The organism is Mucilaginibacter sp. (assembly GCF_041663085.1).
Taxonomy (GTDB): Bacteria; Bacteroidota; Bacteroidia; order Sphingobacteriales; family Sphingobacteriaceae; genus Mucilaginibacter.
In genome coordinates this window covers 116,680-142,413 of the sequence record NZ_JBAZRC010000001.1, presented here as the reverse complement: position 1 = coordinate 142,413, position 25,734 = coordinate 116,680, and the positions used below count along the sequence as shown (strand labels likewise).

The 25,734-nt window shown below is 42.8% G+C and carries 15 protein-coding genes; 10 read left to right on the top strand and 5 right to left on the bottom strand.

Annotated elements, in window-relative coordinates; all coding sequences use genetic code 11:
- Positions 1 to 54: 54 nt before the first annotated feature.
- The 5 genes from WC615_RS00585 to WC615_RS00565 form a co-directional block, all read right to left on the bottom strand.
- Positions 55 to 1,527: a histidine kinase dimerization/phospho-acceptor domain-containing protein gene (locus WC615_RS00585; RefSeq protein ID WP_372976198.1), complete on the bottom strand. Its 1,473-nt coding sequence runs from the start codon at positions 1,525 to 1,527 to the stop codon at positions 55 to 57.
- Complete coding sequence (locus tag WC615_RS00580) at positions 1,524 to 2,216, bottom strand: response regulator transcription factor (RefSeq protein WP_372976197.1); 693 nt, start codon at positions 2,214 to 2,216, stop codon at positions 1,524 to 1,526. Before WC615_RS00580 ends, WC615_RS00585 begins: the two co-directional genes overlap by 4 nt.
- Before the next feature lie 169 nt (positions 2,217 to 2,385).
- The gene (locus WC615_RS00575) at positions 2,386 to 3,843 is read right to left on the bottom strand and encodes a hypothetical protein (RefSeq protein WP_372976196.1); all 1,458 of its coding nucleotides are present in this window, start codon (positions 3,841 to 3,843) and stop codon (positions 2,386 to 2,388) included.
- 154 nt (positions 3,844 to 3,997) lie between these two features.
- Entirely contained in the window at positions 3,998 to 4,687 is a 690-nt protein-coding gene (msrA, locus tag WC615_RS00570; RefSeq protein ID WP_372976195.1) for a peptide-methionine (S)-S-oxide reductase MsrA, read from the bottom strand.
- A 270-nt stretch (positions 4,688 to 4,957) separates the two neighbouring features.
- A complete protein-coding gene (locus tag WC615_RS00565; RefSeq protein WP_372976194.1) occupies positions 4,958 to 5,407 on the bottom strand; it encodes a thioredoxin family protein in 450 nt (149 codons plus the stop codon).
- 234 nt (positions 5,408 to 5,641) lie between these two features.
- On the opposite strand from WC615_RS00565, the gene WC615_RS00560 reads away from it, so the two are divergent.
- The 10 genes from WC615_RS00560 to WC615_RS00515 all read left to right on the top strand — a co-directional run bounded on the left by WC615_RS00560 (position 5,642) and on the right by WC615_RS00515 (position 25,710).
- Positions 5,642 to 6,598: a carbon-nitrogen hydrolase family protein gene (locus WC615_RS00560; RefSeq protein WP_372976193.1), complete on the top strand. Its 957-nt coding sequence runs from the start codon at positions 5,642 to 5,644 to the stop codon at positions 6,596 to 6,598.
- 496 nt (positions 6,599 to 7,094) lie between these two features.
- A complete protein-coding gene (locus WC615_RS00555) occupies positions 7,095 to 8,126 on the top strand; it encodes a GntR family transcriptional regulator (protein ID WP_372976192.1) in 1,032 nt (343 codons plus the stop codon).
- Between the two features lie 657 nt (positions 8,127 to 8,783).
- On the top strand, positions 8,784 to 11,891 hold the full coding sequence (locus WC615_RS00550; RefSeq protein WP_372976191.1) for a SusC/RagA family TonB-linked outer membrane protein: 3,108 nt from the start codon (positions 8,784 to 8,786) through the stop codon (positions 11,889 to 11,891).
- A gap of 27 nt (positions 11,892 to 11,918) precedes the next feature.
- The gene (locus WC615_RS00545) at positions 11,919 to 13,421 is read left to right on the top strand and encodes a RagB/SusD family nutrient uptake outer membrane protein (RefSeq protein ID WP_372976190.1); all 1,503 of its coding nucleotides are present in this window, start codon (positions 11,919 to 11,921) and stop codon (positions 13,419 to 13,421) included.
- A gap of 188 nt (positions 13,422 to 13,609) precedes the next feature.
- The gene (locus WC615_RS00540) at positions 13,610 to 16,264 is read left to right on the top strand and encodes a family 78 glycoside hydrolase catalytic domain (protein WP_372976189.1); all 2,655 of its coding nucleotides are present in this window, start codon (positions 13,610 to 13,612) and stop codon (positions 16,262 to 16,264) included.
- A gap of 790 nt (positions 16,265 to 17,054) precedes the next feature.
- Positions 17,055 to 17,648, top strand: coding sequence for a sigma-70 family RNA polymerase sigma factor (locus WC615_RS00535; protein ID WP_372976188.1), 594 nt, complete (start codon positions 17,055 to 17,057; stop codon positions 17,646 to 17,648).
- Between the two features lie 182 nt (positions 17,649 to 17,830).
- Positions 17,831 to 18,967 (top strand): FecR family protein, encoded by a 1,137-nt coding sequence (locus WC615_RS00530; RefSeq protein WP_372976187.1) that lies wholly within the window; start codon positions 17,831 to 17,833, stop codon positions 18,965 to 18,967.
- A 68-nt stretch (positions 18,968 to 19,035) separates the two neighbouring features.
- On the top strand, positions 19,036 to 22,470 hold the full coding sequence (locus WC615_RS00525; protein ID WP_372976186.1) for a TonB-dependent receptor: 3,435 nt from the start codon (positions 19,036 to 19,038) through the stop codon (positions 22,468 to 22,470).
- Between the two features lie 11 nt (positions 22,471 to 22,481).
- Positions 22,482 to 24,278: a RagB/SusD family nutrient uptake outer membrane protein gene (locus WC615_RS00520; RefSeq protein ID WP_372976185.1), complete on the top strand. Its 1,797-nt coding sequence runs from the start codon at positions 22,482 to 22,484 to the stop codon at positions 24,276 to 24,278.
- Between the two features lie 190 nt (positions 24,279 to 24,468).
- Positions 24,469 to 25,710 carry a glycoside hydrolase family 99-like domain-containing protein gene (locus tag WC615_RS00515; protein ID WP_372976184.1) on the top strand — a complete coding sequence of 414 codons (1,242 nt, stop codon included), beginning with the start codon at positions 24,469 to 24,471 and terminating at the stop codon, positions 25,708 to 25,710.
- Positions 25,711 to 25,734 lie beyond the last annotated feature (24 nt).

Below are 25,734 nucleotides of genomic sequence, written 5' to 3'. Positions count from 1 at the left end.
AATTCGCTCATTCACCCCCTATAAGTTATCACAGAAGTATAACATATCCTCCGTTTATAGTACCTTTTGTATTGGTTTTTTATAACTATTAATGCTGATAATAAAGCGGTTATAATTATTATCCGTAGCATCTGCAACGAAGCTAAACCCGTGTAAGTACAAGATCCGCTTCACTAATGCCAGTCCGAGCCCTGCTTGTTTTGGCCTGCGGACAGCTGCGTCTGCAGAACTGTTGTTGATCCAGTCCAGTAGCTCGCCGGCGATCAATTTCCCGCTGTTTTCCAACAGCAGGATGAGTTTACCGGGTTCACGCGATAGGGCTATCCTGATGTTCCCATTTTCGCTTGTATATTTCACAGCGTTTTCCAGCAGGTTCTGCACTACCCGTTCCATCATACTGATATCGGCCTCGATCAGGCTGCTGTCCTCGCAGTTTATGCAGCTAATGATAATGTTTTTTTTCCTGGCCTGGAAGTCCGCACCTTTAATGATCTCCTGCAGGACCTCTGAAAACACAAATGGCTCTTTGTTCGGCGTAAAGTTGACCGATTCCATTTTAGAAAGCTCAAAAAGTTGCAGCACCAGTTTCTCGACCTGCATGACCTTATTCAGGATCATTTCCAGGTGACTTTCCTGTTCTTTGCGGCTGACAGTAGTTTCTATCAGTAACGTTTCCGTATAGCCCCTCGCTACCGCCAAAGGTGTGCGCAGGTCATGCGATATATTCGCAAGGAAGTTTTTACGCTCGCTTTCCAGCAGCTTTAACCGGGTGAAATTCTCATCGAGCATCGCCACCATTTTATTAAATGCATCGGCAATGGGGAAAAATTCATCCTTTTGTTCAATCTTGAACCGGACATTCAGGTTACCTTCTTTAAACTGATCCAAAACATAAATCACGTGGTTAAATCTTTTTTGAAGGCGTGTGGTGTAGAGCAGGCTGAAAACGACGGTCGTCAGGATTATGATAAAAAATACTTTGGTTGCCCAGCCGCCCACCTGAGATTTAAACACGAATTCGGCAACGCTCCGGTATTCCATGCCTGCCAGAATCACATAGATATAACCGATTTTTTGATCTTTGAACCTTACTGCGGCTGCTGAGAATATTTTGGGGTTTCCAGGATCCCTCGGGTCGGTATTTTTGATCAGGTGGATATGGTCACTTAAATAGGTTTCGATTTGAGCGACGGGCACTTTCCTTTGTTTGATGAGAGAGTCCGGCGCGTAATAATATTTTACGTTCCCCAGGGTATCTAAAAAATAGACTTCCGTATTCGGGCTGATGATCATGGTATTGTTAAAGACAGAATCGGCTTTTTTGTGGTCGATCCCCTCCTTCGAAAAAGGTTCCGATAACCGCGCTATATTCGACGCGACATCTTTGTTGAGCAGTTGGGTGCTGGCCTGGAAATAGTCGCTGGTTGCATTATAGGTAACTACGACAAATAAAATGCCCAATGCCGTAATGACCAGAAACACAAAGATCCCGATACGGGAAAAGATACCTGTTGGTCTTGTTTTCATCCGATAAATCTGTAGCCGATGCCCCAGCTGGTTAATATATATTCAGGTTGATCCAGATCAGCCTCGATCTTTATGCGTAACCGGTTGATATGCGCAGTGACGGTATGTTCATAACCCGAAAAAGTATAGCCCCAAACCTGTTCCAGCAGTTCCTGCCGCGTAAAGGCTTTGCCGGGATTGGAGGCGAGCAATACTAAAAGGTCAAATTCTTTCGGGGTGAGCTCCAGGCGGGCTCCCTTCAGGGAAGCTTTGCGCAGGTTTTGGTCAATAACCAGTTCTTTGACGACGATCTCTTTTGCCTGCTCGGTAGTTTGTTGTGGCAGTTGCTCAGAACGCCGGATCAATGCCTTGGAACGGGCCATCAGTTCCCTGATCCCGAACGGCTTGGTGACATAATCATCTGCACCCAGCTCGAGCGCAAGCACTTTATCGATCTCTTCGGACTTTGAAGTCAGCATCAGGATCGCTGCCGAAACTTTATGGTCACGGATGCCTTTGCAAACTTCCATACCGTCCATATCCGGTAAGGTCAGGTCAAGAATGATGAGGTCAAAATTACCGGCTAACGCCTTTTCCAACCCTTCTTTGCCGCTATAAGTATGGGTTAACCGATAATTAGGTTCTTTATAATGCAGGTGCAGCAATTGCGCGATCTCGGGGTCATCTTCAACCAGCAGGATGTTTTTCATAGCATAAGTAATTTCTAAGGTAGCAAATGAAAACAACCATATCCGGCAAGATTAATTTGCTGAATATGGCGTTTTGGTATGCCAATATTTTTATTTTATTCATTCATGGTAAACTGTTAGTACATTCTTTTTTGGGAAGCTTAAGCTCTAATCGTTCAAGTAATTGCATTTAGCCTTCCAGTTTTTCAGAAAGTCTCTTTACCATATCGTCCAGGGCTTGAGTCGCAGACAGCAAGTAATTTTCGGTTTGAAAATACTCTTCGGCCCTGTTCTCACTGTTTTTTATCAATTCGATAAGGCCTAATATGTTGGCAAGATGCCTTCGAACATCATGAGAATTAATAAATGCAAGCTCCTGTTTCTTTGCCGTAAACAAAAGATTCTCATAATACCTCTTTTGTTTTAATGACCGGTAGGATATGGCGATGACGAGGATAACAAGCAAGGTAACAATGACCGCAAAGGTCAGCCACATACGTTGCTGTTTATAAATCACGCTCTTTTGTGTATAGTACTCTTGAACCTCGTCAACTTTTATAAGAGCAGCAATATTATCAACCTGTGTCAGTCTTGTTAAATTGTTTTGAAGTTCGCGGATCGATAATTTCAAATAATTAGACGCTGATTTATAGTCATTCTGCTGGTCCGCGATTTCTCCAAGCATCTCGTAAAGATGATATTTGGTTTCCGGATGTACCTTTTCGGTTGGCTTGGCTAGTAACTCATTTATTATAAGCTTAGCAGAGTCGAGCTGTCCGTCTTTATACAGCGCATCGGCGAGATGCCGTAGATCCCCGTCATCGAACAAATAGAGCATCTTTGTTCTCATAGCGTTGATGATATTAATAGCCTTTCGGTAATTCCCTTGCAGCATACACAAATAGTAACCCGCCCTGTTCTTGTAAGTAAACAGATTCATTGTTTTGGCACTCGAATTATTTAATTTTTCAATATAAAATGATAGTGAGTCCTTATTATTTAAATTGAAAAATATCTCAGCGTTGCTATAGTATATGATGTCTTTTATCCGCTGGTCGGCAGGTTTAAACCTGGAGATCATTGTTTGCGCCTGAGTGAGATAAAATAATGATTGGCTGTAAAAGCCATAGGTTTGAAATGCATTTGAAATGTTCAGGTCGGTTTCAAGCTGTAAATTAGGGTCATTTAACTTCACAGCAATATTTGCAGCCATCCCAAAACTTGAAACAGCCCCGATAACATTACCGGCGTCTGTCTGTGAGCGGGCCAGGTGATTTAGAAATACGTAAGATAAAAGCCAGTCATTGTTTTTGTTTGCGGTCTGAATCGCTTTAACTATAGCATCTTCCGACTCCCTTTGATGTGATAGTTTTTGCTGAAATACACTTTCAGTGAAGTCGCTGTACGCAAGCCGATTTGCCGGATCCAACTTATTAAATAACCTATTGATATCCGATTTTATAGTAGAAGCGTCCCGAACAGCGTTGGTATTAAAGCTCTCATCAACGAATTTTACCACCAGCCTTATCTTTAGGTTAGGGTCCCTAACCTGTAATATATTTGTCAGGCTGTCGGTATTGACCAGGTCCGAAGCTTTAGCTGTGTAAAAAGCAAACAGGAAACAAAAAAAATAAATTCCTTTGTACATACTTCTTTAACTACGTAATTGTAAATCTTGTCTGCTCATATAGGAGAGCAATTCAGCGGGAAATACGCTGCTGCATCCCTGATAACTGAATGCCTCGATTACAGAGCGATAATTCAATTTGCTTATTTCAGCCGCCAGTTTCATTATTAAAAGGTTATAACTTTCGATCATTGGTTGATTGGAATTCCTGCTTTAATTGTTTGTACATGGCTTTCCGGAATTTGAATACCTTAGGTTGTGAAACTTCGAGAATATAGGTGCTTTCAGGATGGGACCTATAATAGCCTTGATGATCGTTTTCAGCAGGATAAAACGTTTTGAATCGTAGCAGTTGCGTTACGACGGTATCGCTATACTGGTGAATGTTATTGATTTGATTAATCATACTATCCAGGATTCGTTTCTCTTCGATGTCGCGATAAAAAGCGATCGACCTGTAGTTGGGACCTTCGTCGGGCCCTTGCCGATCGGGTGTTGTAGGGTCGTGTGCAAAGAAAAATGCTTTCACCAGGTCGCGGTAGCTTATTAAGGATGGGTCGTAATAGACTTGTACAGACTCGGCATGGCCAGTTAGTTTCGTGCTAACATCTTCATAAGTTGGGTTATTTGCAGTTCCCCCGGCGTATCCTGCTACGACCTTATTTACCCCTTTTAATTCGCTTAGGGCTTCAGAAAGACTCCAAAAACAACCTCCGGCAAAGGTGGCTACTCTTTCTCCCTTTGCCGGCAGAGGAAGTTTTGCAAATATCCCCTCCTCGGTACTGTTTATCTCGGTACTAGTGTTTGTATCGGAACAACCACATGAGAGGGATAATCCTAATAGATAAAAAAGTATATTTTTCATGACACTTGTTTTAAAATAGCACGGTTAATAACCATGATTTTTTTGAAGATATAATGGACCGGCTCCGGTTGTCCTTTTGCCAGGGTCGAAAATATGTTGTACAGATATTTAAGCGGCTGGATCTGGTAAAGAACCCCATTACTTTAGCTTTGTATACCAGGACAATGGTGACGGACCAACCAGCCAGGTTTTGAATGACATGGTTTGCCCAGCACATTACAGATGCCTTTTGGGCTTACGTGATTCTTCCTGTTTCAGACCCTTATTCTACTAATTTGTTAATTCGTTTGCAGCAGACTGCATATCTTCAACATCCGCGAACCCATCTGTTTTTTTGGCCAAACTTCCGTCTGCTTTAAAGAAAAATAAGGTGGGCGTAGCTCTGATCGGATAGGCCTTTTGAAGTTCTTTTCCGGCAGGGCTGTCAATATCAATGGCAACATTCACAAAGGTCTGGTTATAGGTGGTACCCAATATTTTTTGAACTAAAACTTCCTGCTCCATTTTTTTACAGGTAGGGCACCAGGAGGCATGGGCAAAAATGAAAAGCGGTTTATTTTGGCTTTTCGCGTCTGCCTTCGCGTCCGCCAGCGTTGAGACTTTAAAGTTTATACCATCCTGTGAACTTAGGATAGGTTTGTAAGTAGTTTTACAGGAAACCAGCCAACATAAGCCAATGGCAGCAAAAAAAACGAATATTCGTGAGGCAATCTTTATCATAGGACACATTTATTGATAGCAAACCTTTATCGGTTTGCCCTTTAGTCGCCGGGGCACAGCATTCCTTACAATATTTTTTTGCTATTTGCGCATTAGTCCGCCGCGACTTACTTTGATAAAATAACCGCGGAATAACGTCCGGCAATGTAAAGGCATTTCACTGGGGTATTTTCGACGTATTCCTTGATAAGCGGCCTGTTTCTTACCTTAGGCGGGTCAATAAAAATCAATTAGATGGAATCTACTTTAACAATTGGTATCGCCCAGATCGCCCCTGTATGGCTTAACAGGGAAGAGACGGTCAAAAAGATGTTAGCCTATATCGCCGATGCTGCAAATCAGGGATGCCGTCTGGTCGTTTTTGGGGAAGCCCTTTTACCCGGTTACCCATTCTGGGTAGAACTGACGAACGGCGCATTGTTTAATTCTCCGATTCAAAAGGAGCTTTACGCTTACTATTCGCACCAGGCAGTGTCCCTGACTTCGGGCGGTTTAGACAGCTTTTGTAAGTTGGCAAAAGAAAAAAATATTGTGATTATCCTTGGATTTATTGAGCGGGCAGAAGACCGGGGCGGTCACAGCTTATATTGCTCGCTGGCCAATATTGATTCGGACGGATCGATCCGGTACATTCATCGCAAGGTAATGCCGACTTATGAAGAACGACTGGTTTGGGCCATTGGCGATGGACATGGCTTGCAGGTAAGCAAACTTGGTGCATTTACTGTCGGCGCTTTAAACTGCTGGGAAAACTGGATGCCGCTTGTCCGTTCTTCCCTTTACGCGCAGGGCGAAGACCTGCATATCGCCTTATGGCCGGGTAGTAGCCGTAATACGGAAGATATTACCCGGTTCATCGCTCAGGAGTCGCGGTCTTTTGTGGTGTCTGTTTCGGGTATTTTAAGAAAGCAGGATATTGGTGCTGGCATCCCATCATCCGCATTGATAAGCGGGAATAGTGAGCCCTGGCTTGGGAACGGCGGATCCTGCATTGCAGGCCCTGACGGGAAGTGGGTAGTCGCCCCGCTTTGTAACGAAGAAAAGCTAATCATCGCAACCATCGATCAGGCGCGATTGATGGAAGAACGCCAGAATTTTGATCCGTCAGGACATTACTCAAGGCCCGACATTACCCAGCTGTCCGTTACACGTGAACGGCAACGCACCGTTAAGTTTGTAGATGGGTTTTAGTGCTGTTCGTATGTGGGCCAGTTTGCTTATGTGAATCTTTTGCGCGGTCCTGAGGGGCTTGTGCGATAGGTATTACCTGTCTCAATTTTTTCAGAGGGAACGGCGCCTGTTACCGATTAAAATAGTATTTTACCGTTCTTCACTGCTTTTGACTTAGCTATTGTCCATTAAATCTTTAATTTTTTGTAAGGATTTTAACACTAAGACGACAAACCACTGTTATAACAAAATTTGCAATGATATCTGCCCCCAAATCCGCTATGATCGCATTGTCAGCTTTTATTGTTTTCATTTCGCAGCCTTTTATGCTAATAGAAAGAAATAGCGCGGCGCGTTCTTATTCGAGAGGTTGGGCCTACCTGCGTTGTACTGATTATTTGATTCCACACCTAATAAGGTTGCCAATATATACGCAAGTTCAAGTGTTACAGCGCGCTCTGGAAAAGTTGTTATACAGAGACAAAAGTAAACCAGGAACGTCACTTAGAAAGTTTTCATGAAACCAATTCCTTTTTTTGATTTTATTCATATCGATATTTATTCTGCAACTCCTAAGTATCTTCAACTTTCTAGCGCCATTGTTAAAGCTATTGAAAAAGGAAAATTAAAAAAGGATGACATGTTGCCGTCGATCAATGAATTAAGTTACAAACTTGAAATATCGAGAGACACTGCTGAAAAAGGGTATAAGCATTTAAAAAAGATTGGCTTGCTAAATTCTGTCCCTAATAAGGGGTATTTCATTGCGCATACAGAAGTCCAACGGGAACTTCGGATATTTTTGATGTTCAATAAATTAAGTGCGCATAAGAAAATCATCTATGATTCGTTTATCAGGGCCTTGGGTGATGATGTGACAGTCGACTTTTATATTTACAATAGTGATCTAAAGCTCTTTAAAAAGTTCTTGAACAACAAACTTGATTCTTATTCGCACTTTGTTATTATCCCACATTTCATTGAGGGAGAGGAGTTTGCAAAGGATGAAATCAACAACATTCCTAAAGAAAAACTGGTGCTGCTTGATAAAAAAATTGCGGGGATTGACGGAAAATATGCGGCCGCCTACGAAAATTTTGAAAAAGATATTTATTGCGCATTAGTTGACGCTAGGGAGCAGTTGAGTAAATACCATACCATTAAAATTATATTTCCGGAAAACAGTTACTACCCAGCGGAAATTGTGACTGGATTTATCCGTTTCTGCCAGCAATATGCATTTGCGTATAAGGTTGTCAGCGATGTTTTACTTGAGCCGATTAATGAAGGCGAAGTGTTTATCAATTTAATGGAGGATGATCTGGTGGCACTAATTGAACGAATATTATCAAAGCAACTGGTGATAGGCGCGCAAGTGGGTATTATATCATATAACGAAACACCATTAAAAAAACTAATACTTAATGGCATAAGCACCATTTCAACCGATTTTTCCTACATGGGTACCGTAGCTGCAAATCTAATTCTGGACAACAGCAAACGTCATGTTGAAATTCCATTTTACTATACCAAAAGATCTTCTTTGTAAATCTTTACATCCCCAGCGCTTTTCGTGGACATTTTAGAATAATTAGTGATTGTTCACTGAACAATCAAATTTGCCGTATTTGCCAAACCAGATCAGATATTCTCTTTTCCTGCTCTGCTATTCATTCTTTCTTGAACTTCTGCGAATTGTGTGTTAGGCTAAACATACTACCTGACTTACCTGTATTTTTACCGTAAGTTTCAAACCGTTTACATTTACTCCATCTAACTATAAATTGGTTTTGTATGAAGGATAGCGAAAATCTACAGCATAAAGAAAAAGCTTCTTAACCTTATCTGCCCCCAAAGATTGATTCACTCCGCTTAGTCAAAGCACTTATTGAGCCGGAAACTTCCGGCGCTCTTTGATAAGAATTATCATATCAAAGCGAGCTTTATATTTCTCATTCGCCTGTGGAATGTTTCGGGCGTGAACCTTTGCAAGGCTTGAATCATGAACTAAAAATCAAATAAATACATGTTATAATTATCTGATATTGAGTCAATTAAATTGATTTTTACATGACGGCACAGGATAATCATCAGCATAAAGCAGGATGTGTTTTATTTCTATTCTATTGAAATTAGAAGACAATTACCCATGGCTGTCACTTGCAGTCTGTTTAACCAATTAATAACCAATTTTAATAAAATCATTATGAGTAAAAGGTTTTTACTAAAAAAATTCCTTGTTAAAAGGTTCCATCTTTTTCTGTGGCTTGTGTTATATAGCACCGCTGCATTGGCACAGGATATGAAGATCAGTGGGAAGGTAACCAGCGCTGATGACGGCTCTCCACTACCAGGTGTTTCTGTTCGTGTTAAAGCGGGCAATCAGGGCGTGGCCACCGCCGTTGACGGCACGTTTTCACTTACTGCGTCCAAAAACAGCACACTGGTTTTTTCTTTTATCGGGTATGAAAACAAAGAAATAACTGTGACGGACAACGCTATAGTTAACGTAAAACTGAGTCCCAAAAGCGGCTCATTAAATGAGGTAGTCGTTATCGGATATGGCAGGCAACAAAAAAAGGACCTTACAGGTGCAGTAGCGACGCTGTCGAATGCTCAAATTAAGGATTTGCCGGTATTATCAGTTGATCAAAAGTTGGTTGGTCAAATTCCGGGGGTGCAGATAAGCACAACAACCGGATTGCCGGGCGGCGGGTCAACCATTAAAATCAGGGGATCAGGATCTATTGGCGCGGGTGATAATCCCTTATTTGTTGTGGACGGGTATCCGATATCCAATACGGCGGGTCCTATCTATAACCCCCTCAATGTTATTAATCCCGACGACATAGAATCCGTAACGGTGCTGAAAGATGCCTCATCGACGGCGATATATGGATCAAGAGGCTCCAACGGCGTGGTGGTGATCACGACCAAGAAAGGCAAAACCGGTGCCCCGGTAATCACGCTGAATTCCTATGTGGGAACGCAGACTGTTCCGCAAAAGGGACGGCCGCAAATGCTTAACGGCACCGAATATGCACAATTTCGAAAAGATATTATCACCGACGATTTTGCCTTTAGAGGAGTGCCGGTTACGGATGCCGATATACCGGCAGAATTCCGCAACCCCGCGCAATATGGTGCCGGTACAAACTGGTATAACGAGATATTGAGGACCGCATTGCAAAATAATATCGATTTGGGTGTCAGTGGCGGTACAGAAAATACGCACTATAATTTTTCGGTGAACCGGATCAACCAGGAAGGTGTCATACGCTACACTAATTTTCAGCGGTATGCCATCCGTTCGAATATTGAGACGAATATAAGTAAAAGGTTAAAGGTAGGACTGAACCTGGCACCTACAAACAGCGTTCAGGACCGGAACGGCTTTGATTCGGGCGGCCGCGACATTTTAACGAGGGCGCTGTGGCTTAGCCCGATCGTGCCGGTAACTGATGCCAATGGGAACCGAACTTCTTATATAAACTCACCGGGAGGTATCGGTGCGCCGAACCCGCTTAATTCACTGGAATTTGCCGGGACAAAGGATAAATATTTCCGTGGCCTGGGCGGCGCGTATGCAGAGCTGGAAGTGATCGACGGACTAAAAGTAAAATACAGCTATAACGCTGACTACACCAGCGAAAACTCATTCAATTTCAACCCTTCGACAGTAGGCGGAGAAAGCAACCCTGCACCGGTGGTTCCGAACTCCAACACCTATAAAAATACAACCTTTAACTGGTTGTCTGAGTTGCTCGTAAATTACGATAAACAAATTGGCAGGGATCATCGGATCAGCGCCGTATTGGGTTACACCGCTCAAAAAGAACGCTCTAATTCCATATCGCTTTTTGCTGATAATTATCCGGACGACCTGGTTAAAACAATCAATGCGGCATCAATTATCAGAAGCTATGGCGAGGATGTCCAGAAGTGGTCACTGATATCGTATCTGGCAAGAGTAAATTATACTTATAAAGATAAGTACCTGCTTACTGCCACCGTACGAACAGACGGTTCATCCCGGTTTGGCGAGAACAAACGTTATGGTACCTTCCCGTCAGCCGCCTTGGGATGGCGCGCTTCCCAGGAAGATTTCCTTAAAAATGTATCGTGGTTAAGTGACCTGAAATTTCGCGCTTCATTAGGGAAAGCCGGTAATTTTAATATTGGCAATTACACGTATACGTCCAACATCGGGACGGCCAATTATTCTTTTAACGGCAATCTGGCCAACGGCCGGGTTAACACTTCATTGAATAACCCCGACCTGACCTGGGAAAACTCAAAGGAATTCGATGGTGGTGTTGACCTGGGCTTATTTAAGGACAGGATATACCTTACCGCGGACTATTACAACCGTTTAACTACCGGAATGCTTTTTAACAGTGAAATTCCTCAATCATCTGGTTATTCAAATGCTACTATAAATTCAGGCAAAATACGAAACAGGGGTTTCGAATTTGGTTTGGCCACGCGTAACCTGGAAGGCGAATTTAAATGGAGAACGAATTTCAACATATCGTTTAACCGCAACAAAGTATTGGCGTTAAACGCTAACAATGATCCCATTTACAGCGGGCTGAGCGGCGAAGGCTCCTACACGCATAAAACAGAAGTCGGTCAACCAATAGGTCAATTTTACGGTTATGTGATTGAAGGTATATACAAAGATCAAAATGATCTGGATAATTCTCCGAAACACGCCACCTCGGTGGTTGGCTCCATTAAATATAAAGACGTGGATGGCAACGGAATTATAGAAGCGGTAAAGGATTTCGCGGTTATAGGGCATGCACAACCCAGCTTTACCTATGGGTTTACCAATAGCTTCAGCTACAAGCGTTTTGATATGAACGTGATTTTCGTGGGCTCGCAGGGCGGACATGAATTAAGAACAGCAAATCAGTATTTACTGAACATCGACGGGGTGTTTAACGTCGACCGCAAAGTCCTGAACAGGTGGCGTTCACCGCAGGATCCCGGAGATGGCGTAACGCCAACGACCAACGGTTCAAGGGTGATCTACCGTGACGTAAATTCCTCATGGGTTGAGGATGCCAGTTTCCTGAGACTGCAGAATGTTACGCTGGGTTATAATTTCAATTCTTCTTTACTGGCACATTCAAAGGTAGTTAAAGGGGCCCGGTTGTATGTTAGCGGACAAAACCTGGTGACCTTTACCAAATATAACGGTAATCCAGAGGCCAATACTGCCGGAGCCAGTGCCCTTACGCCCGGCGAAGATTTTACCAATTATCCACTGGCCCGCACCCTGATCGTTGGGCTAAATTTAACTTTTTAGTTGCTTATAAACCTTAAAAGACAAATAATGAAAATCAAATATATATTATTATCAACCCTGGCCATCAGTATCACGGCGGGTTGCAAAAAGTCCTTTCTGGATCAGTCACCAGAGGCTACTATAGTAGGCACTAATTTTTTCAAAACAGAAACGGACATCAAACAAGCCGTCAACGGCGCTTACAGTTCACTCATTGGAATGGGATTGACCAGTTACTGGCTTTTTGGTGAAATGCGCTCGGACAATACCACCTATCAATACAATGGAACCGACCGCGGGCTGGAGCAACGCGAATTTGTAGATGAATTTTTATCGAGTGCTACCGCTCCGCCTATACAGCAGTTCTGGCAGGAAAGCTATACGGCTATTGCCCATTGTAATGATGTGCTGAATCACGTAGGCAATATCACAATGACCGATGCTGCCAAAAATCAATACACGGGCGAAGTCAAAGTATTGCGGGCATTTCATTATTTTAACCTGGTGAGGCAATTCGGCGGGGTGCCTTTACGTATTACCGCTACGCAGTCTCCTTCCGACGCGCGTTCGAAGGGCCGGGCTTCTGAAGCTGAAGTGTATAAACAAATTATTGACGACCTTACAGATGCTTCTACGAAATTGCCTGCCAAATATACCGGTAATAATATTGGTCGCGTAACACAGGGCACCGCGCTGACACTTTTAGGCAAGGTATATCTTACCCAGAAAAATTATGCAGAAGCATTAACCGCGCTCCGTAAAGTGACCACTTTAGGCTATGCCATGCTTGGCGACTATAAAAACGTTTTTGACCCGTCCAATAAGAACAATTCAGAATCCATCTTTGAAATCCAATACCTTGGGTCACAAAACGGACTGTCCAGTAACTTTTTGTATCAGTTTGCGCCCTGGACCTCCGGCAGCACCGTGACAGGCGACCCGGGCACCAACCTGGGAAGCGGGAACGGGTACAATATACCCACCCAGGACATGATCAATGCTTATGAGCCTGGTGATGTACGCAAAGATGCCTCTTTATCCCTGAACTTTACGGATCCGACATCCCATAAGATCGTTCCCTACGTGATAAAGTTCAACCATGGATTTGTCGACAGGGGTAAAACCAACGATGATTTCCCAATACTCCGGTATCCCGATGTACTTCTGATGATCGCTGAAAGCCTGAATGAACAGGGCTTTGCTGCCGGAGGAGAGGCCTTCAACCTGTTAAACCAGGTGCGTTCACGTGCCCACCTGCCTGCCAAGACGGCCGGAAATGCCGATCCTGCGCTTAGTGTTAACACACAGGCAGAATTCAGGGACGCTATCTTCCAGGAACGAAGAGTTGAGTTTGCCTTCGAAAATCATCGCTGGTATGATCTTTTACGCACGGGCAAAGCTGTTGACATTATGAATGCCCACGGGGGCAGGCAAATAGCCGAGTTTTCAACCATACCCGCGGGTTCTTATAAAGTTACAGCCAATAAATTGCTGTTACCGATACCGCAGCGGGAGGTGACACTTGACGGTTTAACCCAAAATCCACAGTAAGTTAAAACACTGAAAGTAATGATTTTTATTAATGCTGGCTGATTGGAGTTTGGGACAAGATTCAAATAGAACAGCGAAAATATGTTACTTTTCTATTAGTAAGCATGGATTGTTCGAAACCCATATCGAAATTGAAACGAATAATCTATGCTTGCTTTAACATTTCAATCAAATACCTAGATATCAACATGAGAATACGCCTTATTACTACGTGCTTTTTATTTGTTTGCAAAATTAGTGCGGCGCAGTTAAGCATTACCAATCTTTTAACCGAAGGGCAAATAAATCCGCTCAGCATTGATGCCCCCGCGCCGCGTTTCAGCTGGCAGGCTGCGTCAGATATCAATAAGGTAAATATGCAGGCAGCTTATCAACTTGAGGTTGATACGATAGACGCGAAAAGTGGCAAGTCCGGTAATTTCTGGTCGAGCGGTAAAGTATTATCAAGCCAGTCATTATATGTGCCTTACAGGGGCAAAGCATTAAAAACCGGACAATCATATTCCTGGAGGGTTAAAATTTGGGACACCGGGGGTAACCAGTCATCCTGGAGCGCGCGCGCTAAGTGGACTATGGGGCTTTTATCACCTGGCGACTGGCAAGCAAAATGGATAGGGCCATCAACTCCTGACGCGGTTAACGGCCCTGCGCCGTTATTGCGTACTCACTTTTTGCTCCATAAAGAGATCCGGGAAGCAACTGCCTTTATCACATCTCATGGTTTTTACGAAGCGCAAATAAATGGCCGTAAGGTGGGTGACGCTTACCTTACACCAGGATGGACGAGTTATAACAAAAGATTACAATACCAGGCCTATAACGTTAAAGAACTCTTAAAATCCGGAGAGAACGCAATAGGTGTAATGCTTGGTAGCGGCTGGTACCGCAGCCCTTTGGGGCCTTACAACCCGAGACCCGACTTTTACGGTAAAAACCTTGGACTTTTACTACAAATAAAGATAGTTTATTCCGATGGTTCCCAACAGATGATCGTATCTGACGAAAGCTGGAAGTCATCAACCGGGGCATTGCGGTTTGCAGAAATTTATGACGGATCTGTTATTGATAGCCGGCTTGCGCAGCAAGGTTGGTCGTCTACAGGTTTTGACGACAGGAACTGGCAGCGAGTAAAAGTGTTGGATTTCGATAAATACAATCTGGTTGCAACCACTAATGAACCGGTTAGGCAGCATGAAACATTTAAACCGGTTAGAATATTTACAACCCCTCGCGGCGAAAAAGTGATTGACTTTGGACAGAATTTAGTTGGCTGGGTACAGGTTACCGTTAAAGGCCATGCCGGTGATTCGATAAAAATATCGCATGCCGAGGTGCTGGATAAAGCAGGTAATTTTTACACCGAAAACCTGCGTGCCGCGAAAGCTCAAAATATTTACATTTTAAAAGATGAGGATAAACAAACTTTTGAACCGAAGTTTACCTGGCAAGGTTTCAGGTATGCTAAGGTTGAGGGCGTTAAAGGTGAATTAAATCCGGCTGATTTTACCGGGGTTGCCATATACTCTGACATGAAGGTAACCGGAAGTTTTGCCTGCTCTAATCCCTTATTAAATCAATTACAACATAACATTCAGTGGGGGCAAAAGGGTAACTTTTTAGATGTCCCGACCGATTGCCCGCAGCGAGATGAGCGGCTGGGATGGACGGGCGACGCTCAGGTTTTTTCGCGCACAGCATCATTCAATATGAATGTTCACAATTTTTTCATCAAATGGCTTAAAGATGTAGCTGCAGATCAGTATGCCAGCGGCAGTATCCCTCACATTATTCCTGATGTGTTTACCGATCATCATAACGAGGTTGGCGGCAGTTCTGGTTGGGGCGATGTCTCTACTATAGTTCCGTGGACAGTGTACACGGCTTACGGCGACAAGCAGGTACTGGAAAATCAATATGGCAGTATGAAAGCCTGGGTCAAGTATATCGAGAAACAAACCCGGAAAAATTTGTGGGTTACGGGCGACCACTTCGGTGATTGGCTTTTTTATAGTGTGAATAACGATCGGGACGGAACATCTGCCATTACCAATAAGTATTTAATAGCCCAGTGTTTTTATGCCCATTCAACACAAATATTGCTCAACAGTGCTAAAATCCTTCACAAAAATGCGGACGTAAAATATTATACGCAGCTACTACAACGGATAAAGCGGGCATTTGTAAAGGAATATGTTACTACTAATGGGCTGATTTCTTCTGACACACAAACGGCTTATGTGCTGGCACTTGAATTTGATATGCTACCGTTGAATTTAAGGAAGCAGGCTGCGGACAGGCTAGTTAAGAATATAGCGCAATACAATTATCACCTTACAACTGGTTTTTTGGGCACCCCCTATCTTTGCGACGCCTTGAGCAAATTTGGTTATGCCGATGTAGCTTATAAATTATTATTGCAGGATACTTACCCTTCGTGGTTATACCCCATAAAGGCGGGTGCTACAACTATTTGGGAAAGATGGGATGGCATCAGGACTGATGGGAGCTTCGAGGAATCGTCTATGAACTCTTACAATCACTATGCTTACGGGGCCATTGGCGATTGGATGTATCAAAATATAACCGGCATACAAGCCGCCGAACCGGGATATAAGAAAATAATAATAAAGCCGGTTTTAGGCGGCGGGCTTAGCTGGGCCGAGGGCGCTTACGATTGTCCGTACGGTCGTATTGAAAGTAAGTGGAAGATAAGCGGCAATAAACTTGATATGACCGTAACGATTCCCCCAAATACTACAGCGGATATATTTATACCTAACGCACAGGGGAAATCCTATAAAAAGGTTTCGGTAGAAGGTGGACTTTATCATTTTCAGCGGTAATTTAAACCGGAGCTGTGTGAAGAGAAGACACGTAGCTCCCCTAAGCGGCAGCGAACGAAGTTTGTTAACTTCACAGAGAAGCTAAGTATTCTATTTGAGGTGCACATTTGGCGATAACCTTTATACTCTGCAAGGCTCATCTTAGTCGTAAATATTTCCATTGCCGTGTTTATATTGATTGTTGAACATTTTAATGTTTACAATCTAAATAACTGGAGCAATTCCTTGTCGACGAGTCATATTATCGCTTATTATCACTATGTCTGTCGGGTCCTGCTAATTTGGTCTTTCCTGGGATAGACATTGGTATTAACAGGCTACAGTTTACAACTCGATGGAAGACCAAGTCCCATTTAATGACAATTCTTAACGCCAGACCGGTCAAATCAAGCCTCACTATTACATTTTAAAAAAGAATTTGGCACTTCGCAATGTTCCAGACTAAGAGGTTTAATCAATAGGATTTTAGACTAAAAACGGGGTTGCTACGCATTCTTCCAGGCTTATTTCAATACAGGGTTCGATTGCCAAATTGCTATAATATTGTTATTTTGTTTAAGTTTCCGGTTCCGGCGCAGGTTATCTAGGCGTCGTTGACGGCCTGGCCAAACAGTAAAGGATGGTTTGGCCAAATATTCAAATTACCTTAGTACTGCTTTGATGAAAAGAATTCCCGTTTATTAAAAATTGAATTTTTAACGAACGTAAAATGATTTATACATTGCAATAACCAATTAAAAATCCTGTTAAAGAAATCCTCCATCCAGGGGGGCTTTGAGGTAACCTAGTAATGAAACCTGAGAACGGAATTTCCGATCAAGAGTTGCTTGCGCTATTACAGCGGGGCGATCACGCCGCTTTTACAGCGCTATACAACAGGTATTGGGAAAAACTCCTGCTGATTGCCTGGAACCATACAAAAGATAAAATAGTCGCTGAAGATATTGTCCATGAGGTATTCATGGTACTATGGACTAAAAAAATAAATATTCAGATCCTAAACGTTCAGGGTTTTTTAGCAACTAAAATCAAATTTGCCGTATTCAAATATTATCGGAAAGAACAAAGACGGAACAGACTGGCGGAATTGCACATCGAATTTAATGATCTATGTTGGGATGAGAAGAAGTTAGACGCGCTCTTTCTGAAGGAATATATCGATGGTATAGTCGCGAATTTACCCCAAAAATGTAAGCTTGTTTTCATATATAGTCGCGAATTTGGTCTGAAGAATGCCGAAATAGCTTCTGAAATGAATATATCCGAAAAAGGAGTAGAGGCAAACCTGACCCGCGCCCTTAAAATTATCCGGCATAATCTGGAGATCACAGGCTTGCTCGCAATCATTCCCTGCGAGATTATAACGAAAATTTTGAAAGGGTGAATATTATTTTCGCTGCTCTAACTACTAATTTGCTGATTTTTAAAGGGATTGCTTTGAAGCGGTTATGCTACTTCTCCGGCTTATCGTATTTATAACCCAATTTATTTCTTTAAAAATACTTTACAGGACATATAGGGTTATTTGCAATTCGGGGTAACATGTAGGTATAAACCAATTATGTAGTGAGGAAGAAAGAGATAAACCGACTTTTGCATAAGTATTTAGCCGATACGATTGTCGAAAGTGAAAAGCAGGATCTGCTGGATCTGTACCAATCCATCAGCTCAAAGTCGGCAATGTATCCCGATGACCAGGAACGTACCCGCGAACGGATACTAACGCGCCTGAAAAATGAAATTCATCATAAAGAGAAAAAGGCATTTTTCGCGAGAATGAGGTGGATAGCTTCATCGGCTGCAGTAATAGCGATTGGGCTGGCAATTTTCATTTTCAAAAAACCGGTTTCCATTGATCAGAAGATTGCCAAACAAAGCAGTTTCAAGCAAACAATTGTTCCCGGTAAGTATACTGCTGTATTAACACTCGGTAACGGCGATAGAATTGATTTAGATAGTTCGACCAAAGGAAAATTGGCAGTGCAGGGAAGTATGGTAATAACGAAAAATGCAGCAGGCCGGATCGTCTACCAAAACAGAACCGGGGATACCAACGGACCTATAACGTATAATACCATCACAACACCGGCGGGAGGTCAATTCATGGTTACCTTGCCCGATGGTAGCAACGTATGGCTAAACGCGGCATCTTCCTTAAGATATCCAAGTAGGTTTGAAGGTAAAGAAAGGCATGTTGAGTTGCATGGAGAAGCGTATTTCGAGATTTTCAAAAATAAAAATTCACCCTTCACAGTTACAGCAGAAAACACAAACATTAAAGTCCTGGGTACGCATTTTAACGTGATGGCTTATAAAAATGAACCCGCTGTGGCCACTACCCTATTGGAGGGTTCTGTTTCTTTATCTGCTAAAAATGCTCATGCGTTACTGGTTCCTGGCCAACAGGCAATAGCGGAATTCAATTCGGAGAATATTATACTTCGCGAGGTTAACGTCGAGGATGCTGTGGCCTGGAAAAACGGCTACTTCTCTTTCAGAAAACAGAATATCAGGGCGGCTATGAACAAGATAGCAAGATGGTATAATGTGGATGTGGAATATAATGGAAACGTAAATAATAAGTTTTTGGGAGGCACCGTGTCGCGGCTGGAAAATATAACTGAACTATTGAATTATATAGAATTAACAGGAATCGCAAAATTTAAAATTGAAGGAAGGAGGATAATCGTAATATGTAAATAAACTTACCTCATGATATCTGATAAAACCAGGAACGTCTCACCGCTCCTGGTTTAACAGCAATGAGAGCTGTGTCAGATAAATTGAACGATGGCTTTGAACAATCAATTACCAATAAACCTAACATTCAAATGTATAAAAATTTTACAAATTCTTTTTGTAGGGCCATTTCCTGCATTAAACCTAATATAATCCTAAGAATGAAACTGACGTTTGTTTTTTGTATGTGTGCATTATTGCATGCTACAGCAGCTACTTACGGGCAAAATATTACGTTGAAAGTTAAGAACGTATCATTCGAGCAATTGCTTGAAAACTTAGGCCGCCAGACTGGCTACCATTTTCTTTATGATGAGCAATTGATAAGCCAGGCCAACCCGGTAACTATCGACGTCAAAAACAAATCATTGGATAAAGTGCTGATTGAGTGTTTTGCGGGGCAGCCTTTTAACTATGTTGTCAAGAACGGCAATATAATCATAACAGCAAAACCACAAGAAACTTACAAACCTGCAAAAGCCCCAATTCTTATTACCGTCACGGGCCGGGTTGATGATGAAAAAGGCTTGCCGTTACCAGGTGTGAGCGTTAGGGTGAAAGGCACAACCTTGGGGACAGTGACAGGAACAGATGGGAAATACACTATTTCGGGGGTAGATACCGATGCGGTGTTGGTATTTAGCTTCGTCGGCTATTCAAGTAAGGAAATAGCGGTTGCCGGGCAAACCTCCATAAATGTGGCATTGTCCATCCAGTCTGGAACGCTTAATGATGTTGTGGTAGTAGGCTATGGTACGCAAAAGAAAGCAACACTTACGGGGTCCGTATCGGCTGTTAAAGGAGAGGAGCTAACCCAGGCCCCTGTTGCAAGTACGATTAATACACTGGCAGGAAGGTTGCCAGGCTTGGTATCATTGCAGTCAACCGGGCAGCCAGGTGCAGATCAGGCCGCTATCAGCATTCGTGGTTTTGGACAAGCCCTCTGGATTGTGGACGGCGTTGAATCAAATTTCAACAATATTGATCCGAATCAAATTGAATCCCTGAGCATTCTTAAGGACGGCGCGGCCTCTATATATGGTGCTCGTGCAGGTAATGGGGTTATATTGGTGACTACAAAGCATGGAAAAGATGGTAAACCTGACATCACATTCAATTCATCCTACACCTTACAGGGTAATACCCTGATGGCAAAGCCGGTTAACTCGGCTCAGTATGCAGAAATAACAAACCTTTTTTATACCAGCCAGGGGAAGCCGGCACCTTATACGGCAGATCAAATACAGAAATACAAAACAGGTGGTGATCCTGCTTATCCAAACACAGATTGGCAAAAAGTTGCCGCTCGTACCTGGGCTCCGCAAACACAGCAGAACTTGTCCGTTCGAGGCGGAAGTGACCAAATTAAATATTTCGGATTTTTCGGCTATCTGAATCAGGATCCCATGTGGAAAAAAAATGGTGGCGGTTATAACAGGTACAATCTCCAATCCAATTTAGATGCGAAGATCAATAATAATTTATCCGTCCAGTTGCTGCTTTCAGCTGTTAACGAATCGAATTCGCAGCCGGCACGCAGCCAGGGTATTGGCGTTAACACGTTATGGCAGGATTTGTGGAACTCACTTCCCATCTATCCTGAAACCTTGCCAGATCCAACCAAGTATTCTTATGCCAACGGTCAGGGAGTGGGCAGCATTGCGCTCATATCTAACGAGGATATAGCCGGTTACGACAGGGTTAACACTCAGAACGTGAAAGGAACTTTCATCGCCGTTTATAAAATACCTGGTATTAGTGGACTGAATGCCAAAGCTTTCGTAAATTATGACAAAACTTACTCTACGGATAAAAACTTTTCCAAACCGTACAGTTTTTATACTTATGACTATTCAACCAACGCCTACACTTTAGCCGGCGCACTTGGGTCACAAGCCAAACTTACCTATCAGCAAACGCAATCCAGAAATGTAACCGGGCAATTCTCATTGAATTACGACCACGTATTTCACAGCGACCATCATATATCTGCACTTGCGCTTTATGAGGTTATCGATTACAATACTAATTATTTACTTGCCGGAAGGGATAATTTTTTAACTCCTGCTATAGAAGAATTATACGCGGGTTCTGTAACTACCGCTGTGGCTAACAGTTCGGCATCTGAAATGGGGCGTGCAAGCTATGTTGGGCGTTTTAATTATTCCTATAAGGACAAATATTTGCTCGAATCGACCATCAGGGCAGATGCGTCTGCGAAGTTTCAGTCAAATAAGCGTTGGGGATATTTTCCAAGTGTTTCATTAGGCTGGAGGCTGGATCAGGAAAATTTTATTAAAAACATTAAAAGTATAGACGAGTTGAAGCTTCGGGCAAGTTACGGAAGCTCAGGCATCGACAATGTAGGTAATTTTCAATATTTAACGGGGTATCAACTTAGCGGACAATGGTTAATTGGTAACAATACCCAACCCGGGATTGCCTCGACAGGTTTGGCTAACCCAAATCTGACTTGGGAGCGAATCAATATTTACAACGTCGCCACAGACTTTTCACTCTTTAACCGGAAATTGTTCGGTACTGCAGAGGTATTTTACCGTACCCTGTCCGGAATCCCTGCCACGAGGGTACTGTCGCTTCCTAATACCTTTGGTGCGGGGCTACCGGCGGAAAACTTAAACAGTCAAAATAATCGTGGATTCGATTTCAGTTTGGGTACCAGCGGAAGTATAGGTGAGTTAGGCTATCAGATAAGTGCCAATATTTCCTGGACGCGTGCAAAATGGAAACACTACGAGCAACAGGATTTTACAGATCCTGATCAAAAAAGACTATATCAACTCTCGGGACAATGGACTGACCGGACTTTTGGCTATGTCGCTACCGGACTGTTTACCAGCCAGCAACAAATTGATAACTTGAAGTTCACTTATCCAGGCGGCAATGCTGCCTTGAGGCCGGGTGACATTGAATTTATTGACGTGAATGGTGATGGCAAATTAGATTACAAAGATCAAAAGCAAATAGGCACCGGTACCACACCGGAATGGGCGACCGGGGCTACCTTCAACCTTAAGTTCAAAAACTTCGATCTGCAATCTCTTTTCCAAGGTGCCTTTAATTATTATACCTCCGTTTATCTATATCACGGCGGTTTAAATTATTCCGATGCTTTTTATAAGAATATGTGGACTGAACAAAATAATTCGGCCGACGCGGCCCCCCGGATCTCCGGTGCCAGTACAAACGGCTTGTTTAACAACCTATACTTTAAAAAGGCGAACTATTTGCGATTGAAAAGCCTTGCCATAGGCTATAATCTGCCGAAAAACATGTTGGCAAAAGCAGGTATCCGAAATGCCAGGGTTTATGCCGCAGGCACCAATTTATTGACCTTTAGTTCACTTAAAAAGTATGAAATTGATCCTGAAGCCCCTGACGGCCAGGCGGGGTATTACTATCCGCAACAAAGAACTATTTCGTTAGGATTAAACATTACATTATAATTAAAAACATTATGAAAAAAATTATATCGCTGATCATGTTGATCTGCTTAACAGCTTGCTTTTCCTGTAATAAGGAAGTCCTAAATAAAAAGCCACTTAATATAATTTCAGATGCTGACGTCTTCAAAGATCCTGCATTGATAAACGCCTACCTTACTCAAATTTATTATGACATGCCTGTTTTAGGAAATGATTGTAACGCCAGTGGATCCTTTGACGGCGATGGTAGCTGGCACGCTTTTGATATCAATGATGTTTCTGACGAAAGTTTTCCTCAATTCAGAGACTGGAATCCAAGTAATGCGTTCACTTATAAATACGGTAATTTAAACATCAACGGAGGGTTACTCGATTGGTGGGGATATAACACAGTGCGTGAGATCAACCAATTTCTTGAAAAATTACCCACTTCCCCACTTCCCGCGGATCAGATAAAAGCTAAGTTAGCCGAAGCTAAGTTTTTAAGGGCGTTTTGTTATTTTTCAATGGTTAAGCGGTATGGTGGAATTCCATTGATCACCAAAGTTCAGGATATAAGCGAACCTGAGTCTGCACTTTTCCCGGCAAGAGAGACTGAACAAAAAATTTACGACTTTATCATTTCCGAAATTGACGCGTGTGCGAATGATCTACCTGATGTTGTTACGACCGATAATCTAGGAAGGCCGTCAAAATACGCTGCAATTGCTTTAAAAAGCCGCGCAGCATTATACGCAGGAAGCATAGCCCAGTTTGGTACAGTTCAATTAAATGGCGTAGTAGGAATACCTGCATCTGCAGCTAAGACCTATTACCAGAAATCATATGATGCATCCCAGGAAATTATAAAAAGCGGGAAGTACGCTTTGTATAATCTAGATGCTAATAAGTCAACCAATTTCAGAAATATTTTTTTGGTAAAAAACAACAGCGAAGTAATTTTCGCCAAGCGCCACGACAATGTTAATCAGGCTACCGGTGGGAACGGCTGGGGCGTCGATTTCTTCAACTGTCCAAGACCACAAGCGTGGGGACGCGGTTTATACGACCAAGCGTATCTTGAATTAGCCGAATCTTTCGAACATGTTGATGGAACTCCAGGAACACTGGACCGTAACACGGTTCAGAATAAAATAATGACTACGGAAGAGCTATGGGGAAATAAGGATCCTCGCTTTTTCGCAACCTTTTTCACCCAAAATACGCCATGGAAAGGAACTACACTTGATTTTCATGCTGGTATCAGGCGCCCTGATGGATCAATAATAACCAGCGGAGCCTATAATGGGATTGCTGCTACCGGTGACCAGGACTACCAGGGAACAGGTTTAGGTGTTTTGAAATACTTAGATGAAAGCCACGACAATATGGCCGGTGCCAACAGTGCCTGGGCAACCTCGGCCCAGGATTGGCTGATTTTCAGGTATGCCGAAATCCTGTTAAACAATGCCGAAGCTGCGTTCGAATTAGGAAATACGGCAGATGCTCTCAGTTCCATTAATCAAATCAGGAGCCGCGCAGGTATAGCCGTTCTGGGTAGTGTAAATCGCGATCAAATTCGTCATGAACGTAAAGTAGAACTTGCATTTGAAGGGCAGCGATACTGGGATGTTCGGAGATGGCGCACAGCTGTTCATGACCTTTCGATCCGTTGGTCTGGCATCCGTTATATTCTTGACGGTGCAACAGGAAAGTATCAAATACAAATTATCAATAACGTGGATGGGACATCAAACATCCCGCAATTCAGGGCAGAAAATTATTATCTGCCGTTAACCGTAGGACGAACATCCAACAATAAAAATTTGGTCGAAAACCCTGGTTATTAAGATTAGCCATTACTAAAGGATACACACTCAGCGTAGTGCAATCCTATCATCTCCAAAGAATGAGTACATAAAATTGCAATTAGTTGCTGGTTGGTTAATAATGCCCTGGGCTGCCGATGGCGCCCGGGCATATATTTACTTTTACCACATTACAAACCACAATATTTAATAATATATAAAGATCATCCCCATGAAGTACTGTAAAATTCCAATCTTATTAATTCCCAAACCGTATGACAGCATCAAAAACATTATGGTGTTGGGAATCAGTATGCTGCTTTTATTTGCTGGATCCTCGGCTGCCCAAAACAAGCAAGTGGCTCCCAAAAAGTATGATGTTGCTGCGTTTCTTTATCCGGCATACGCCAGTGGCGACCCGCGATTACGCCCATTCTGGCCGGAAGGTAATGGCGAATGGGAAACAGTTACTACCATGCAGCAGCGTAACCCTGGTCATTACTGGAACCGTAAACCGCTTTGGGGCCCGATTAATGAGGCTGATCCGGCAGTAATGGATATGGAAATTAACCAGGCGACGAAACATGGCGTCAATATTTTTATTTTCGACTGGTATTGGTACGATGGCCGGCCGTTTATGGAGACTACTCTTGACAGCGGTTTCCTTAAATCTGACAATGTTAATAAAATGAAATTTTATCTGATGTGGGCTAATCATGATGTGCTGAACGCCTGGGACACCCGTTTAAATAAATACCATGAGGACAATGTTATCTGGACCGGCAAAGTAAGCAGGGCTGAATTTGAAAAGATATGTAAACGTAATATTGAAAAATATTTTAAACTGCCTCAATATTATAAGATAGACGGCAAGCCGGTATTTATGATCTACGATATACCGCAATTAATTGCCGGGCTGGGTGGAATAGAGCAAACAGCCGCAGCGCTGCAATGGTTTAAGGATGAAACGAAACGCGCGGGTTTTCCCGGTTTGGAATTACAGTTAACCATGTGGGCTATAAACACAAATTATAGCGGCTTCGATAGCGGCAAAACCAAAAATGTTGAGAACGCATTTGTGAAAAAGCTGGGCTTTACAAGTGCTACGCATTACCAATTTGTCCACTTTACGAATCCTGACGACGATTACTTAAATATTCTGGATCGTGTAAAAAAAGAATGGGCGCGTATTGATACCTCATTCGAATTTAAATATTATCCCCATGTCAGCATAGGTTGGGATAACAGTCCGCGCATGGGACAAAGCCCGGTTATGCGTAATAACACGCCTGCAAACTTTGCCAAAGGACTCCAGATGGCGAAAGATTATATAGATGCACATCCAAAGCAGGCGCCTCTGATTACTATAAATAGCTGGAACGAATGGACCGAAACCAGCTATCTTCAACCTGACAACATACATGGTTATGGATATCTTGACGCGGTTAAAAAAGTGTTTCTGGATAATAAATAACCTGAACTATGAAATTGTAGATCT

What these genes read in the sequence shown, in the direction of transcription:
- WC615_RS00545 (WP_372976190.1), top strand. Translation starts at nt 11,919, where the DNA reads ATGAAAATCAAATATATATTATTATCAACCCTGGCCATCAGTATCACG.
- WC615_RS00540 (WP_372976189.1), top strand. Translation starts at nt 13,610, where the DNA reads ATGAGAATACGCCTTATTACTACGTGCTTTTTATTTGTTTGCAAAATT.
- WC615_RS00575 (WP_372976196.1), bottom strand. Translation starts at nt 3,843, where the DNA reads ATGTACAAAGGAATTTATTTTTTTTGTTTCCTGTTTGCTTTTTACACA.
- WC615_RS00555 (WP_372976192.1), top strand. Translation starts at nt 7,095, where the DNA reads ATGAAACCAATTCCTTTTTTTGATTTTATTCATATCGATATTTATTCT.
- msrA (WP_372976195.1), bottom strand. Translation starts at nt 4,687, where the DNA reads ATGAAAAATATACTTTTTTATCTATTAGGATTATCCCTCTCATGTGGT.
- WC615_RS00515 (WP_372976184.1), top strand. Translation starts at nt 24,469, where the DNA reads ATGAAGTACTGTAAAATTCCAATCTTATTAATTCCCAAACCGTATGAC.
- WC615_RS00560 (WP_372976193.1), top strand. Translation starts at nt 5,642, where the DNA reads ATGGAATCTACTTTAACAATTGGTATCGCCCAGATCGCCCCTGTATGG.
- WC615_RS00565 (WP_372976194.1), bottom strand. Translation starts at nt 5,407, where the DNA reads ATGATAAAGATTGCCTCACGAATATTCGTTTTTTTTGCTGCCATTGGC.
- WC615_RS00520 (WP_372976185.1), top strand. Translation starts at nt 22,482, where the DNA reads ATGAAAAAAATTATATCGCTGATCATGTTGATCTGCTTAACAGCTTGC.
- WC615_RS00585 (WP_372976198.1), bottom strand. Translation starts at nt 1,527, where the DNA reads ATGAAAACAAGACCAACAGGTATCTTTTCCCGTATCGGGATCTTTGTG.
- WC615_RS00535 (WP_372976188.1), top strand. Translation starts at nt 17,055, where the DNA reads ATGAAACCTGAGAACGGAATTTCCGATCAAGAGTTGCTTGCGCTATTA.
- WC615_RS00550 (WP_372976191.1), top strand. Translation starts at nt 8,784, where the DNA reads ATGAGTAAAAGGTTTTTACTAAAAAAATTCCTTGTTAAAAGGTTCCAT.
- WC615_RS00580 (WP_372976197.1), bottom strand. Translation starts at nt 2,216, where the DNA reads ATGAAAAACATCCTGCTGGTTGAAGATGACCCCGAGATCGCGCAATTG.